The organism is Paenibacillus sp. GYB006 (genome assembly GCF_036577645.1).
Classification (GTDB): Bacteria; Bacillota; Bacilli; order Paenibacillales; family Paenibacillaceae; genus Paenibacillus.
The window spans coordinates 738,282-755,456 of the sequence record NZ_JARBDA010000002.1; the positions used below are offsets into that span (position 1 = coordinate 738,282).

10 protein-coding genes are annotated in these 17,175 nt (G+C 41.6%); all 10 read left to right on the top strand.

All coding sequences use genetic code 11. The features are described from left to right. Positions 1-50 precede the first annotated feature (50 nt). The gene (locus tag PV403_RS08715) at positions 51-1,598 is read left to right on the top strand and encodes an extracellular solute-binding protein (protein WP_332084254.1); all 1,548 of its coding nucleotides are present in this window, start codon (positions 51-53) and stop codon (positions 1,596-1,598) included. A 111-nt stretch (positions 1,599-1,709) separates the two neighbouring features. Then, entirely contained in the window at positions 1,710-3,137 is a 1,428-nt protein-coding gene (locus PV403_RS08720) for a glycosyl hydrolase family 28 protein (RefSeq protein WP_332084300.1), read from the top strand. A 25-nt stretch (positions 3,138-3,162) separates the two neighbouring features. After that, positions 3,163-3,402 (top strand): hypothetical protein, encoded by a 240-nt coding sequence (locus tag PV403_RS08725; RefSeq protein WP_332084255.1) that lies wholly within the window; start codon positions 3,163-3,165, stop codon positions 3,400-3,402. Between the two features lie 116 nt (positions 3,403-3,518). Next, on the top strand, positions 3,519-5,174 hold the full coding sequence (locus PV403_RS08730) for an RICIN domain-containing protein (RefSeq protein ID WP_332084256.1): 1,656 nt from the start codon (positions 3,519-3,521) through the stop codon (positions 5,172-5,174). A gap of 289 nt (positions 5,175-5,463) precedes the next feature. Continuing rightward, positions 5,464-11,460 carry an S-layer homology domain-containing protein gene (locus PV403_RS08735; protein WP_332084257.1) on the top strand — a complete coding sequence of 1,999 codons (5,997 nt, stop codon included), beginning with the start codon at positions 5,464-5,466 and terminating at the stop codon, positions 11,458-11,460. A gap of 454 nt (positions 11,461-11,914) precedes the next feature. Further along, complete coding sequence (locus PV403_RS08740) at positions 11,915-12,253, top strand: hypothetical protein (RefSeq protein WP_332084258.1); 339 nt, start codon at positions 11,915-11,917, stop codon at positions 12,251-12,253. A gap of 246 nt (positions 12,254-12,499) precedes the next feature. Then, entirely contained in the window at positions 12,500-13,984 is a 1,485-nt protein-coding gene (locus tag PV403_RS08745) for a sensor histidine kinase (protein ID WP_332084259.1), read from the top strand. Continuing rightward, entirely contained in the window at positions 13,977-14,669 is a 693-nt protein-coding gene (locus tag PV403_RS08750; RefSeq protein WP_332084260.1) for a response regulator transcription factor, read from the top strand. Before PV403_RS08745 ends, PV403_RS08750 begins: the two co-directional genes overlap by 8 nt. 118 nt (positions 14,670-14,787) lie before the next feature. Continuing rightward, on the top strand, positions 14,788-16,296 hold the full coding sequence (locus PV403_RS08755) for an S-layer homology domain-containing protein (protein ID WP_332084261.1): 1,509 nt from the start codon (positions 14,788-14,790) through the stop codon (positions 16,294-16,296). A gap of 219 nt (positions 16,297-16,515) precedes the next feature. Beyond that, a complete protein-coding gene (locus PV403_RS08760) occupies positions 16,516-17,142 on the top strand; it encodes a copper amine oxidase N-terminal domain-containing protein (RefSeq protein WP_332084262.1) in 627 nt (208 codons plus the stop codon). Positions 17,143-17,175: the final 33 nt, after the last annotated feature.

A 17,175-nucleotide genomic window follows, 5' to 3' on the forward strand; every position in this document is an offset into this window, starting at 1 on the left:
TTTCACTCTCGTTTATATAAAAGGAAAGTTATAAAGAGGAGGGTCTAAATATGAAACGTTGGAAGAGATTCGGTTTGGCAGGGCTGCTATCCGTTTCCTTGGTTGCAACAGGCTGCAGCTCAAATGGTAAAGTAAACAATGATGCAGAAAAACGGGGGGAAGATGACCCGATTGTAATCATGACAAATGCTTCGACATGGGATATGCCTACTGAGGATGACAATCCAACTCAAAAGTATCTGGAGGAGCGTTTTAATGTCAGATTCGTTAATATGAGAGGGAATGACGAAAATTTTAAAGTTAAAGTCGCATCTGGCGAAATTCCTGATATATTCCCACATAACATCAGTGAAGCAGATATGACGAATTGGGCTAGGCAAGGCGTAATTGCAAGCATTTCGATTGATGAAATCAAAAAATATATGCCCACCTATGTAAAAGAAGTTGAAGAAATTGACCCAAGTGCCTGGGATGTCGGGATTATAGATGGAAAAAATTACGGGGTCCCGCGCATATGGCTGAACGGATCATACGGTTTTATTCCTACCTATAACGGTGACTGGTTGAAGGCCATCGGCTACAATGAAGCTCCAAAAACATTGGAAGAATTGGAAGATGTCTTCACTAAATTTCGTAATAACGACCCAGATGGCAACGGGAAAATGGATACTTACGGGATGAGTGGACGCGGTAAAGACGTAAGAGCCCAAATGTTCAACTCCATCTATGCGGCATATGGCGTAAATCCTTACCAATTTATGTTGACTGATGAGGGTACTGTGACATGGGGTGGCATTACAGATGAGGCTAAGGAAGCAACAAAACTGCTCAGAAAATGGTATACAGAGGGACTCATCGATCCTGAATTTATGACTGATAACGGAGAGCTGATCGGTCAAAAATGGAGCAGTCATAAAATCGGGTATGTAGACAACAGTATGTATCATCATCTCTTTGGTGGTATGGAAGCCGATAAAACGAATGGAACCAATCCTGTATATGGCAAAGGGCTTATCGGTCCAGCTGGGGAATCGCTTGTTATGTCCAACGGTGCGTTGCAGGTTCCATTGATCTTTGGCAAGCAGGTTGAGGAGGATGATGCAAAGCGTATTCGAATCCTGCAGATACTTGAAGAAATGACCTCGGTAGATGAAGTGTATTTGCGGACCGTCTTTGGTGAAGAAGGAGTGTCTTATGACCTGACCAATGATGCAGTTGTTATGAAAGAACCTTATGCAAGTTCGCCGGATGATGCGCGTCTGATGGGCTTCGGTGGTTACTATAATCCATTGGTAGAACGTGATTCTAGCATGTGGAAGTATCATTTCACAAAAGAAAAACTAGAGTTCAGAGAAACCGCTAATGAGGGAATGAAGACGATCTCGGATGTACTCGGGCCAACATCTCTAGAAAGTAAGGGGATGTATTGGGCTACGTTGATCACTCTACAAGACGAGTTTTATACAAAGGCAATTATCGAAAATAATGATCTCGATGCTGTATTTGAAGCCTTCAAAGAAAAATGGCTTAAAAGCGGCGGCCAGCAAGTACTAGATGAGGCAACGGAAGTTTACAAAGCTCGCCAAGAAGCTAAATAAAATACAGTAATTAAACATAGTAGACAGGGGCCACTATCATTTTACCTTCTTAAAGACGGATAAAATCTAGCGGCCTTTCTGCCTGTTATTAAGGAGGAGAGGTGACGAGTGATGTCTCAAAGTACAGTAAAGGTATACCCTGCACCTTCAGGTGCAAGGAATAACTCTGATTTTTCGGTAAGATTGCGGACGCCAGGCGGTCAATGGAAGACTTTATTCAGTTATAACGTCAAGGTGGATATGCACGATGTCCGAAATGCATCTATGGTTACGTTTGATTGTTCTGGCTCTGTAGAACTTGAAGTGAAATATAATGTTGGTTTGGTCCAGAGTGCCGAGATCCGTCCGCTTTCATATGGAGTACAGTGCGATATTAAAAAACAAGTGATTAGTTTGAAAATAGATAAGCCAATGCTGCTGTCTCTGGAAGTGAATGGCGAGAGATTTCATAATCTACATATATTTGCGAATCCGCTAGATGATTACATTATAGAAGCTGAAGACGAAGGGTCCATTATATTGCAGCCTGGATTGCATCAGGTCAGTGAACTCCGCAAAAAGCTAGATGGTATGCCCTCCCGAGCAATTATATTTGGTCCAGGGATACACCGTTTGGATGAATCGCGTTTGGAACTACCCTCCTATACAACGGTTTACGTAGCAGGAGGAGCAGTCATTTACGGCGGATTCATCTGCAATCGTGTAGAGGATGTGATCATCAAAGGCCGAGGGATATTATATATGTCTGATTTTGAGAAAACAACATATTACCGGGGAGTGGAAGTTAACTATTCAAGTCATATTCATATCGAAGGGATTACTGTTATTGATCCGCCTCATTATACGGTTCTCCTCGGTCAGTCGGAATACATCCGAATCCGTAACCTGAAGACCTTCAGTACTCGTGGGTGGTGTGACGGGATAGATATGATGGCTTGCCAAAATGTTGTCATCGAAGGCGGATTTTTACGTACATCTGATGATTGCATTGCGGTATATGCCACGCGAGGAGAATTCCGGGGTGATACGCGAGATGTAACTGTTATCGGTTCAACCTTATGGGCTGACGTTGCTCATCCAATCAATATTGGCACACACGGTAATTATGACAGTGATGGAGACTATATCGAGAATCTGCATTTTTCGAATATTGATATTATAGAGGATCATGAACCGCAGCCAGACTATTGGGGATGCATGGCCATTAATGCAGGCGACAACAATACGATTCGGAATGTAAACTATGAAGATATCCGTATTGAAGATTTTGAGCTAGGGGAATTGTTTAATCTTCGCGTGTTGAAAAATGAGAAATATAATCCTGCTCCGGGCAAACGAATAGAGGACATTCACTTCAAAAATATTCACTTTAACGGAACCTGCAACCATCCTTCTCATATTGAAGGATACGATGAGAGCAGAATTGTTAGTAATGTTACATTCGAGAATGTAACGGTGAATGGTGAGAAATTCTGTATGGATCCTAAATATATAGTACTTGGAAATTACGTGGATAACCTGAAGGTCATTAATAATTAATGATGTGAAAGAGAGGTTCTGCAGTATGTCTATAACACGAACTAATGGGCTTGTCTGGAAAGATAGAGATGGCAATCCGATACATGCTCACGGCGGTCATATCTTGTATTATGACAGCTTCTATTATTGGTACGGTGAAGACCGAAGGGATGATTATTATATTAGCTGCTACCGGTCTGAGGATTTATTCCATTGGGAATTTCGTAATCAAATCATTACAACATCCACCAATGAAGAAAAAAATTCAATTACTTTTATACGTTAAAATCCATAAATAATTAGGGTTCTCCCAACCATTGTATAAGAGAAGGCTGACATATTTCTATAAGGAAGAAAAAACTGATTAAAGACCTTTACCTAATCGAAGGGGATGGTGAAAAGATGAGAAGATTTTGGTCAATCGTCTTTGTTTTTAGTTTGTTAACAGGTGTGCTTTCCTTAGGTAATAATGATAATGTCGCTGCCGCCAACTCGGATTTTGTTCATCCAGGACTTTTGCATACTCAGGAGGATTTAGTTCGTATTAAGCAAATGGTAGAAGCAGGTGAACAACCTTACTTAGACGGATGGAATCAGTTAGTAAACAGTCCGCTTTCCGCGGCCAGTTGGACTCCTCGGGCTACAGCCACAATTATTCGAGGCGGAGCAGGCGATAATGTGAGTTTACTGTACAATGATGTAGCTCGTGCGTACCAAAATGCACTGCGCTGGAAGATCAGCGGCGACACGGCACATGGTGATACGGCGCGGAACATTTTGAACGCTTGGTCCTCCACACTTACGACGGTTACAGGTAATGCGGATCGTTATCTAGCAGCGGGTTTACAAGGATATCAAATGGCGAATGCGGCTGAGCTAATGCGAGACTATCCAGGATTTGATGTAACAGGTATGCAGGAAATGCTGCTGAGCGTGTTCTACAAGCCTCTTAACGAACGATTTCTTATCGGTAATGAATATGGACGTGATCATAATGACGCATACATTCAAAATTACTGGGCTAACTGGGATTTAAGCAATATGGCAGCGACCATTGCGATCGGGATATTCTGTGACCGCAAGGATATTTATGATATCGGGGTTGAATATTTCAAGCATGGGGCTGGCAATGGATCGATTTATAATGCTATTCCATTTCTACATCCTGATGGGCTTGCTCAATGGCAGGAATCAGGACGTGACCAGGCACATACCCAGCTCGGCATTGGCTTAATGGCTACGGTAAATGAGATGGCATGGAATCAGGGGGACGACTTATATGGCTGGGCGGATAATCGCTTTATGAAAGCAGCTGAATATGTGGCCAAATATAATAACGGTGAAGATGTAGCATTTGCAGCATATGAATGGGGTTCTGGAACCAATGGGACTGTCCAAACACATACCGTAATATCAGGAGCTAGTCGGAATGAATTTCGCGCAATTTGGGAAATGATCTATAACCATTATGCAAATCGAAAAGGTATGTCAGTTCCAAATATTACAGCCCGCGCGGCTTTAATAAGAACAGAAGGCGGTCCAATTACACAGTACCCTTCGACATTTGATCATCTTGGATTTGGAACATTGCTCTATACACGTCCGGCAGGCAGCGGTAGTTCCGCCGTACTTCCCTCTGAGCATATTATGGATGGAACATACCGATTTACAGTGCGTCTGGATGGGAAAGCAATGGAATCAAGTAGTCAGAATACGGTACAGAAATCGACATATACCGGCGGAGCAAATCAACAGTGGATGGTAACTCATATGGGGGGTGGCCAGTATAGTATTAAGAATGTGGAGAGCGGGCTTTACCTAGGGGTAGCAAATGACTCCCTTATTCGCGGCACCAATTTTGTGTTATCAGCGAACACGGGTGGAGATAGTCAGAAGTTCGCGTTTATTCCTGTAGGTGAAGGATTTTACCGGATTACTCCTATACACACGAACCTGCCAGTAGATGTTCTCAATGCATCATCTGGGGAAGATGTTCCTCTTATTCAGTGGCGATATTTGCTTGGAAAGCATCAGCAATGGAAGCTTGAATCGATGTAATAAATAAATAGGTTATAAATAAAGGGGATTACTGCATAGCAGTGATCTCCTTTATTTTTGGGGAAGACAGCAATATTTTTACATTATTATATAGATTTCAGCCATAATTCGAAACCTCAAAGCGATATACTTTATCTGAGAAAGCCGCATGCTCTTCTCGTGCATAGCAGAAGTAACTTATCACAGGGATTTGGATACGCTTTCAAAAAGACTGGAGTGGAGGTGAATTGCTGAAATACCATTAGCAAGATAATCCCCTTATTCGGCAATGATTAGAAGGAGGTTAGATATGAGAAGGAACGGTATCATTATCAAAAAACAATTTACGATGGTCTTAAGTATGTTTCTAATTATAACCATGGTTGCAGCATATTTACCTATAGGTGAAAGTACAGTACTAGCGAACGAGGGAACACCGATCGCAACTGACAAAGTCACCATTACAGAGGTGGTTTCGGATGAAGGATTTACCCATCCTGGGATAGGACTAACGAAAGAAATATTAGAAAATATGCGCACGCAAGTGATTGCCAAAAAGGATCCGTGGTATACCTATTACGACTGGATGTCTAAATCTGGATATGCTTCTAAAGTTTTTGCATCAAATCTTTTTGCAAGCTCCAACCCTGACGGGACTGATAATCCAAGAACGCATGCAGTAAATAATAAAGGAGCTTTTGTTGCAGATGGTTTGAGAGCGTATACACAAGTAATTATGTATTATATAACCGGGGATGAAGCTTACCGGGTAAATGCGATGCGAATCATACGTTTATGGGAGCAGATGGATCCAAGTCAATATACTTATTTCACAGATTCCCACATTCATATGGGGATACCACTCAACCGGATGGTTGCTGCTGCAGAAATTTTGCGGTACTCTAGCGCTGAAAATGAAGACCCGAAATGGAAGTGGACAGAGGAAGATACAGCGAAATTCACTACTAATCTGATAGAACCAATGACAGAAACATTTTTGTATTTTAATGATAAGTTTATGAATCAGCATCTTTACCCATTGCTGGGGGCCATGTCCGGTTATATTTTTACAGATAACCTGGATAGATACGAGGAGGGTGTGGAGTGGTTTACCGTAAACAAAACGGCGATAGACCAAGGTCAAAACGGTTCTATTAAACAGTTATTTCGATTGGTAACAGAGGACATTATAACAGGTGAACCGATAAACCCGCCAAGGGTCCAGCATGTTGAGATGGGACGTGACCAGGCGCATGGCGCCGGTGACCTTACCAATGTAGAGATTTTAGGGCGATTACTGGAAGCTCAAGGAACAAAAGTTGATCCTAAAGAGGGTACACTTTCCATTTCTCAAGATGCCATCAGTGTTTACGAGTATCTGGATAATCGCGTGCTTGAGGCGTCCAATTATTTTGGGCAATTTATGATGGGATATGATACACCTTGGACACCTGTCGCAGCTCATACAGATCCTGATGGGAACCCTACTATTATTTATAAGAACATATCAGGTGCATACAGAGGACGCATTGGCGGCAATGTGTATGGCCAGTATTACTATTATAAGTACCAGATGGGACTAGATATGGAACAGGTAGCTCCATACTATATGGAAATGTTTAACAAACGTCATCCTTTCTGGTGGGAGTCTCCGGATGGAGGGGCAGATTATTGGATGTTTATTCCTAAAGAGGCGGAAGTGGAAGGAGCGTCTACTCTTCCAAAGGTTTCGCCTGATCCAAATTTTAATGATATTGAACTGCGAACTACCGCTCTTGATAATTATTCAGTCGTCAAACAGGAAGATGATACTGGTTATGTTGAGATCACTGCCACGGAGAATGGTAGCAAAGTTGCCTTTGTTGCATCAGGTACCGGAGAAAAAACAGTAGGTATAAAAATACGGACCAACAGTACAGCGAAACTGGAGATCAATGGATGGACAGAAGACACTATTGTTCTACCTGATACCAAGGGCCAGTGGAAATATGTGACGTTTACGATGAATGCATTCCAGGGGTTGGGTGATCTGATTTATTTCAAAGTTATTGGTTCCGGGACTACAGTAGATATCGACCATTTTCATCTGAAAGCTGCAGAGCAACTAACACCTCCTGCTTTTGAAACAGGGAGCACCTTACTGAATTTGTATGGTTACACTGGGTCCAAGTCTACACTTCGGTATGACTTTTCGGCTGAGGATGCTGGAATGGATGATAAATTATCCTATGAGATTAATCACAAGCCAGAAGGAGCGGTATTTGATGAGAATACGGGAGCATTTACCTGGCAGCCAGAACAGGAAGGAACCTATTCATTTGTTGTAAGTGCAACTGATGGAACCACGGTTACAGCGAGGTCTGTAGTCATTACAGTCACCCATGATCGTCAGTCTGCGATAGAAGCTGTAGTTACAGCTTTTGATGAGGAGAAAACCTACCTTTCCTCAACCTTGAAAGCTTATAAAACCGTGTATGAAGATATTATGAATGCAGTTGCAACTGTACCGGACGAAGATTTCTATCAGAAGTTATCAGAACTGAATGTGGCTGTTCAGAATCTTAAGGAACTTACACCCTTAATGAACGATGGCAGTATGAATTATATCAATATGGTTGTTACTTCTACTTTTGGAACTCAAATCGCCAATCTAGTAGATGGTGCTCCTGATAGCTTTGCGGGATATTATCTAGCAGATAACTTAAGTTACACTATGGATTTTGGCACTGATTTTAAAATAGCAGTAGATAAAATAGGTCTTCAGGTGAGAGCAAGTTTTCCTGAAAGAATCGGCGGTGTCGCCGTATTTGGTTCTAATGATATGGCAACATGGACCCGGTTAAATCAGGAACTCTCTGTAGTATCAGAGGATATGCAGGAGCTCGAAGTCAGCGATGAACATAAGAAAACGTCATTCCGTTTCTTAAAATTGCACATGATTGAGCCATCCAGTACGATGTTCGAAATGGCTGAACTTAGAATTTTTGGAGAGAGGAAAGAGAACGATAGTAAGATCCCGTCCGTCTCTCTAAGCTCTGCTGAAAGTGAAAACGAGCGGGTGGATGTTGGTGATACAGTACAGTTATCCTTTCAATCCACTGAACCGATCCGGGATGTGCAGGTTTTTATCCAAGGAAAGCAGGCAAACTTAATATCCGATGATCAGCAGAACTGGAGCGCGACTGCTGTGATGGACAGTTCGACTCCTACAGGTCAACTCCAGTTTACTATTGATTATCATACTGCTGACGGAAAACCTGCTGCTCAGATAACAATGACAACAGACAATACACGGTTATATCTTGTAAATCGGGCTAAATTTATCGATGTTCCAAGACTGGCTGAGGTTTTTGCCTCTGATAATCAGTGGGGGAACGGTTTGTCTAAGGAAGAGATAGGATATTTATTATTTGATGGCAAGAAGGATACTTTCGGTGATCTTGCTACAAGTAAAGGATCATATTATACATTGGATTTTGGTGCGAATGGAAATGTTAAGCTAAGTGACGTTATTATGCTGCCAAGATCAGGTATGGTTGCAAGAATGAACGGGGTCGTACTTCAAGGCTCTAATGATAACGAGATATGGAATGACTTAACACCGGCTGTAACGGAAGCAAAGAATGACACATGGACTTACATCAGCAATGCACAATTCCTGGATAATCATGCTTACCGCTACGTAAGAATCTTCAATAGCGGGGACTGGTCCGGAAACATAGCTGAGGTAGAAATGTACGGAGATTTTGAGACTCAGAGCATCGATTCTATGGTGAAAGATTCAGACGGTTATACCAAACTTAGTTATTACCTTTATATGCAAGAGGTTGACCGCATTCGGCTAGCCATCAGTTTACCTGGATCCGACAAGCAGGCATTAATTAATGAACTGTTCAGGGCGGAAGGACTTCTTGTATCTGTCACAGATCTCCCTACGGAAAAATTCACTATTGATTCTTCAATGGTGACAGCTTCAACCGTACCTTGGTCTGGCGGTGGTACAGCTGAGGAAAATGGCTGGAGAGCATTTGATAACGACATTAATACTTTTACAGACACCAAAGAGAACCCGTCTTGGATTTTAATTAATATGGGTGAGAACAATATGGTGTCTCTTGGTACTTTTAAGTTTTATCCGAGAAATCCTAGCACGAATCATATCCAGCGAGTGAACGGAGCGATTCTCCAAGGTTCCCATGATGGAATAAACTTCTCGGATTTGCATACCATTAGCGGGGTAAGTTCAGCTCAGTGGTACACCGTTCCAATAAACAATGAGGAATCTTTCCAGTATGTACGGTATTATTCTCCTGCTGGAAATAGCAATGTGGCGGAGCTTGAATTTTACAAAGAAACAATCGACCATACGCTGCTTGAATTCCTGCTGGAAAAAGCGGAGGCTCTCGAAGAAGGAGAATATGATAAGGATAGATACGCTGTCATGCTGGAAGCAAAATCCACTGCTCAAGAGATTGCAGATGCAGAAATAAGCAATCAAGCTCAAATTGACGAGGCAGCAGCAAATTTACTGCAAGCGTTAAAACAGTTAGAAGCACAAGTGGATATCATTAATCTAAAACCCGTGGAAGTGATGACTAGTGTAGGTGTTGCTCCGATGCTACCTACAGTCGTGAGCGCCGTTTATAGTGACGAGACTGTAAAACTTGTACCCGTGGAATGGGAAACGATTGATCCCGCAAAGTACGAACATCCTGGCGACTTTAGCGTTACAGGTGCAGTGTATGGAACGACCTTACCGGCAGTTGCTAAGATTGTAGTTATGGACGAGGAAGTACTGCTTCCGCCGACGAATCTTCAGGCATCGTCCATTACGACTAATTCGTTGGTTCTAAACTGGACTGCACCAACAGGTAACAAATCCGTGACGGGATATGAGGTCATCACTAATGAGCAACTTGCAGGAACAGTAACACACGATACTTACAAATATAGCATTAATGATCTGTCACCGGACACTTCTTATATCTTCAAGGTGGTTGCCTTTGATGAAGCAGGGAATAGGGCGGTAAGTGATGGTTATACCGTCAAAACTGCTGCGCTTGAGCAAAATCCGGTGGATAACGTGACAACAACACCTCCTGCGAGTAGCTCCTACGGATCGGTTCAGAACAAAGAAAAATCTCAGGTAGATATAAAAGGAAATGAGATTCAGGTGGAACTAGACGTTAAAAATGGAAGTTCACAGTTAACGCTAAGTATAGAAAACGTAAGCACGGCTATTTCTAACGCGGTGAATGACAAAGACAGTACACTGCTGATTGATCTGAAAGCAGAGGAGAAAGTCTCATCCTTTGTTCTGAAGCTCCCAGTAGAAGCTTGGAATCAAGCGAAAGAAGCAGGCATTCAGCACATTATGATTAGATCTGGTCTTGTAATGCTTACAATAAATACTAATGGAATTACAGAATTACCAAAAGAGGGACTTATTGCTCTAGAAGTGAGAGCTATGAGCCAAGATGCTGAAGCTGCCTCCTCGTCAGGCAAATTTAAGGATAAGCCTGTCTATGAATTCATTCTCTCGGTAGACGGCAAGAATGTAGAAACTCTTAATGGAAATAGAGCGATGAAGATACAGATTCCGTACACTCTTCATGATGGAGAATTGCATCATAGTATAGTGGCCGAATCTGTTCATAATTTGAGATATGAAATCGTGCGCAGTTCTAAGTATGATGAGGGTTCTGGATATCTCACCTTCTATGTGAATCATTTAGGCAAGTATACAGTAGGTTATAATCCTGTCGTATTTAAAGATATGACAACCTATTCTTGGGCACAGGATAGTGTAGATGTTCTGGCTGCCCGCCAAATTATTAACGGAATAGGCGATAACCGTTTTGCTCCTGAACGCAAGATTACTCGTGCTGAATTTGTAAAGATGATAACAGAAGCCTTCGAAATGGTGCAAAAGGGAAAAACTTCTACACTCAGTGATGTTAAAGCTGGGGAATGGTACAGTGAACCCGTGGCAACAGCACAAGCACTCCATATTGTAACAGGTTATGAGGATGGAACTTTCGGTGTGGATCAAGAGATTACCCGAGAAGAAGTAGCAGTGATGGTTGTTCGCATCCTGAAAGTTGCCGGAATCCAGCTACCAAAAGAAAATATAACCGTCACTTATCAGGATACTCCCAAAATCGCGAGGTACGCGGAGGAAGCCGTAAAAGTTTTAAGTGAAGCAGGGTATATGAAAGGACAAGGTGAGAATCTTTTTGCTCCAAAGGAGAAAACTACACGGGCAGAAGTGGCTGTTTTGATAGCACGCATCTTGGATTTAGCCTGAAACTAATAACAATGCTAAGCAAGTTAAGGATGATATCCTGACATTTGCTTGGCTTTTTTTGCTTACTGAAGACCATCCTGCAATGTTAGATTACAAAATACACATGTATTCAGAAATAGAAATGACGTCTGAGTTTATCAGCATCAATTTTTGAGGTGCAAACAATCGATTTTATTCTTCAGGAATATCGACGATGATATAGTTTTCTTTTATGTGATTTTGTTCCAATCTTTTTTTCTTAAAGATAACATTATCCTAGTTTTTATTTATTTGTAAAATAAACATTTATTGGTTCGGTAGTGTTTAGATATTGACTCAATATCCGACTGCTGGCTATAACGAAATAAATGGTATGGTCGATCTCGAAATCATATACAATACTTAAATAGAATGAAACTAAGCATATTGATTCATTTATTAAAAAGAAAAAATCAATTAGAATAGAGGGATTTTTATGGTTGGAAGGATATTTGGAAGGAATGAATCGAAAGATGAATATGAAAATCAAGGGCTATGGAATGAATCTCAAGGCTTTGAAACGTCAAAATATGCAGAACAAAGCACAGACCCAAGTCTCTACAGTGTACTAATCCATTTCACTCCACAAGCACCGTTTATCTATCTTATTGAAAATGATGTATTCGAAGTAAACGCGGGAGTTGCTTTCATAGATTCTGATTTGCAAATCGCAGGTGCTTTTGTTTGTCAAAATGGATTGAAAACGATAGAAGAAGTCGAAGATTTTATAAAAGATTATCAATTAATTAACCCGATTCGAATAGACTACTGCTAAGAATCTAATACATTCTATTATTCAGACGAAATGCTGGTGTTCTTAGAATTTTTAAGATTAAGTAGCGATATCAGAATAAAATGAATCTTTGAGTTTTCTCCCCGTCACATGGTTACGGGGACTTTTTACGTTGATTTCAAAGATTTATGATTTAAATTTTAGAGAATCCAATATATGGTCAATTTGAATAGAGTTGTGTTAACATTTGCACTAACTAATTAAATAGCGTTTATAGAAGGGGATCCCATGTCGATTCGATTAAAAATGTTGCTCTCCTTTACGAGCATGTTTCTTATAAGTTTGCTCTTTATTCTACTTACGGCAAGTCTTTATACGATTGCGGCGACAGGAGATCTTCAAAGCTTTCGCGATATTTATAAGGTGCACTATCAGGTCAATCCATTGACTGAACAGGGAGAATCGATCTTCCAAGAGATGAAGTTTTTAGCCAAAAACGATCCGGACGCATTGCAAAATAAAGTTCTGCTGCGTGAATATGACATGAAGCTTCGAGCCGAGAAATCGGGCCTCTATGTCAGGCGTGAAGACAGCCAGATCTTCGAATCACTGACCTTTCATCAGCCGGAACTAAAGCAGGCGCTTCCTGCGTATGATCTTAATAATTATCAGATCCGCAGCACCTTTAACATTAGTGAAAGATTCTATGCTTATGCGAAATTTGATTTTCAGTATTCGGATGGGAAGCGGGGAAGCGTCTTTGTAATTCGGGAAAGAAGTCCTTTTGCGGAGCTTACTCGTAAGCTGCTGCCAATGATGTCGCTACTGCTGATCGGTGTACTTATCATAGCTAACCTGCTATTATTCCGCTGGATTACTCGCAGCTTTATTAAACCCTTACATCAATTAAGGAACTCTGCAGAACAAATCAAGGAAGGTAATCTTGCCTTCAAACTCGAGCTGAGTTCAAATGACGAGGTTGGCCAACTGAGTGAAGCCTTTGAGAGTATGCGGAATCAATTACAGCAGTCCAATGAACTTCGACAGCAAGATGAAGCGAATCGTAAGGAACTCATCTCCAACATTTCGCATGATCTCCGAACGCCGCTAACCAATATAAAAGGATACATTGAGGGCATACGTGACGGAGTGGCGAATACACCCGAGAAAATGGAGACATATGTGAATATCATCCATTCAAAAGCCGTCAGCATGGACAAGTTGGTTGATGAATTATTTTTATATTCGAAACTCGACCTTAATCAGGAACCTTTCTTATTTAAAGTGGTGGACATTGTCGATTTCCTCGAAGACAGCATTGAAGAACTTAGATACGATCTAGAGGACAAGCAGGTTGCCTTTGATTGGGATAACCAAGCTACTGGACCCGTTATGGCTTCTGTGGATCTGGATAAATTAAAGCGTACGGTTGTCAACGTAGTGGATAATGCACTCAAATATATGGACAACAATAGCAAGCGACTCAGCATTACGCTTCAAGCAGATTTGGAATGGATAACAATGGTGTTCAAGGATAATGGCAGAGGTATACCTGAGGAGGCTTTGCCTCATATATTCGAACGATTTTACCGAGCAGAACAATCTCGTAATTCCTCAACAGGCGGTAGTGGGTTGGGGCTCGCCATTGCCCGCCAAATTATCGATGGACACGGGGGATTCATCTGGGCGAATAGTAAACCAAATATCGGTACGACGATCTATATCCAACTGAAAAGGCTGACTGACGAGGAGACAGGGAATGGAGATGGCTAACATTTTGATTATTGAAGACGAAACAACGATCGCGCAACTGGAACGGGACTATTTTGAACTCAACGGATTTTCTGTGGAGCTGTGTCATACCGGTGATGAAGGGCTGCAGCTGGCTTTAAAGGAAAACTATGGTCTCATTATTGTTGACCTGATGCTTCCGGGTTTGGATGGATTTGAATTATGCAGGCGCATTCGCGAGGTAAAAGAGGTGCCGATCTTGGTCGTCTCTGCTAAGAAGGAGGAGATTGATAAGATCAGGACTTTCAATCTCGGTGTTGATGATTTCATTACGAAACCTTTTAGCCCAAGCGAACTCGTTGCAAGAGCAAAGGCTCATCTGACTCGATATGAGAGATTACTTGGGAAAAGAAATTCTGCTGAACAAGATGAAATCCATATTCGCGGGCTGCATATCGACAAGGCGTCACGCCGTGTGTTCGTGAGTGGCGAGGAAGTAGCGATTACGACGAAAGAATTTGATTTACTTGTATTTCTGGCCAGTCATCCGAACCGCGTATTTAGCAAATCAGATCTGTTCGAACGGATCTGGAATATGGACTCTAGCGGAGATATCGCAACGGTTACTGTGCATATTCGTAAACTTCGCGGGAAACTAGAAGCTGATCCTAAGAATCCGGAATATATTGAAACCGTGTGGGGCGCCGGTTACCGGTTCACCGTATAAGTTTCGATAAAAATTAGACGCTGTTTATATTTTGTTAATGTTTTTATCCTAGGGAGTTTCTTTTTATCCTCTATTCTTTAGTTATAGGCAACAACAATTGATAGAGGAGGATTTTAACATGAAACCTACAGCAAATAAAATCGCCGCATTTTTAACCATAACTGCCTTAGCAGCAGGAGCACTGCCACTAACCGAAAATCATGCACATGCAGCTACATACGCTGCTAACTCTGCCGTAACAACAGCTCAGCTTACCAATCAGCAGATTGAAGCAGCAGTTAAGGAATTGAACAATCTCGGTATCATGAATGGATATGTAGACCGTTCAATGGGAGAACATCAAGCGATTAGCCGAGCCGAATTGGCGACACTCGTATACAAAACCTTTCATCTGAAGGACAAGACAGGAGAGAATGCAGAACTAACGGACGTAAATCCGAGCGCATGGTATGCGCCGTATGCGTCGAAGGTTGCTGGACTTGGCATAATGGAGACAAGTAACGGCCAATTCAATCCGCATAGTCAAGTATCGGATGCAGAACTCGTACAGGTTGTATCCAAAGCACTGCAACGGGATGTAAAATCGGTTCACTACTGGATGAGTGCTTTCTATGTAGATAATAGCTCAGCAACGCGCGGTGAAACGGCAGTTCTACTGCAGACGGCTCGTCAGGCGATTTCATCCGAACATGCTCAGATCAAAAGCGTAAGATCACTAAATGCAATTACGTTAATCGTTACTTTCGATAAACCACTGAGGGCAGAGGATGAAGTGTTCACCAAGGCTCAGACGGATTTTGCATTTAGCAGTGGACTCACGCTGACGAATATGCCTCGCTTGAAAACAGGATCGATTGCAACATATATCGTTCCGACGTCCGTTCAGAAAGCGGGGGAAGTGTACAACCTTACCTATAAAGGCCAAGCAGCAGGAACATTTGAGGGAAGTGGAACAAAGGTTAGCATTACAACAGTTAGCCAAGTAACGAACGATACTTTCGAGATTGCAGCGCTTCAAGAGAACGGAGTCGTTGACTACGGTTATATTATTTCGGCATATAGCGGTGGTCGAGGAGCGAATGCGTTTGTGCTGGATGATCGTGAGCAAGCCGGAGGGAAAACGTATCAGATCATCCCTTCCATGCAGGCAAGACAAGTGATGATTACACCGGATGGTGGCGAACCGATCGTTGCCAAATATGTCCCGTTCACGCAATCAACGGATGGTAAGCAAGAGCCGAAGTTCCGCTTGCCAGTAGGTGAAACCTTAATCCCTGGAATTAAATATACAGTATCTTCGGATTGGGCCAACATCAATATTGCTTCGTTCATAGCGAAGTCATTCGATCCACTGCAGGTTACAAGTACTAAGGCTCTAAGCGAAACGTCGATTGAAGTGAGTCTTGCAGAAGATCCTGGTGATGAGCTATTTTCAGGCCGAAGCGTTACGCTAACATCGCCGAGTGGTGACGTGCTGACAGCCACGTACAAATATTCGAGCCGCAAAGGCGCTGCGGGCGTATTCGATCTTGGCAATAATGACAAATTGACTCCCGGCACAGCATATATGTTAACTCCAGTCGGGGATTGGGGAGTCGCTTCATCGGTAACAGTGATTTATGAATAGAAAAGTAATATGAGAGAATAACCAATCATTCCTATAATATGAAGCTTAAACATGAGTGGTTGAGGGAAAATGGTACGCATAAAGAGTCGCCTATATGGCGGCTTTTTTTATGGGAACAACCTTCTATTATTGAATGGATATGAAAATAAAATAAATGTAACGATATCTAATCTGTAACGTCATTTATTATATTCGACTATTTACAGGAGGCTGAAAAAAATGAAGAAGAAGTTGTATATCACACTTGTTGTTATTTTATGTTCTTTTAGCAGCATCATTGGACTAGCTTTTGCCAAAGGCAGCATTAAAATTGTAGTTAATGATCAGATCATTACATCAGATGTAGCACCCCAAATGGTTAATAATCGAGTTATGGTACCTATAAGTGTCATATCGAAGGCTTTAGGCACAAATGTAAACTGGGATCAAAAGAATCAAACAATCACCATTAATAACAACAATCGTTCTAATCAAAATGATATTTGGAATCAGGAACTTGAATTAATTAGTAGTAGTTGGGCGGGTGTTAAAAACCTTATTGGAACATATATGATTGGTTTCGACGAAAGAGATGATAAGTTGATTAAATCAGTTACCGTTGAAGGTTTTGATATGATACCTATAGGCGGAATGTACCCAGCGATTATCGACTATACCATTGTTGATGCACAACATATAGAGAATTCCTTAAAAGTAAGAGTAAGAGTTATCCTATCTGAAGATGAGCTTAAAGGACAGATATGGGATTTTGTGATAACTAAGGGTAAAATAGAATCTATGAGAATGGTACAGCATTTTGATGTTGATCAATATACTGTTTTTCCTGGACTGAGGTATACAAATTAAACTCAATACGGCTAAGATGATAAGGGATGTGGC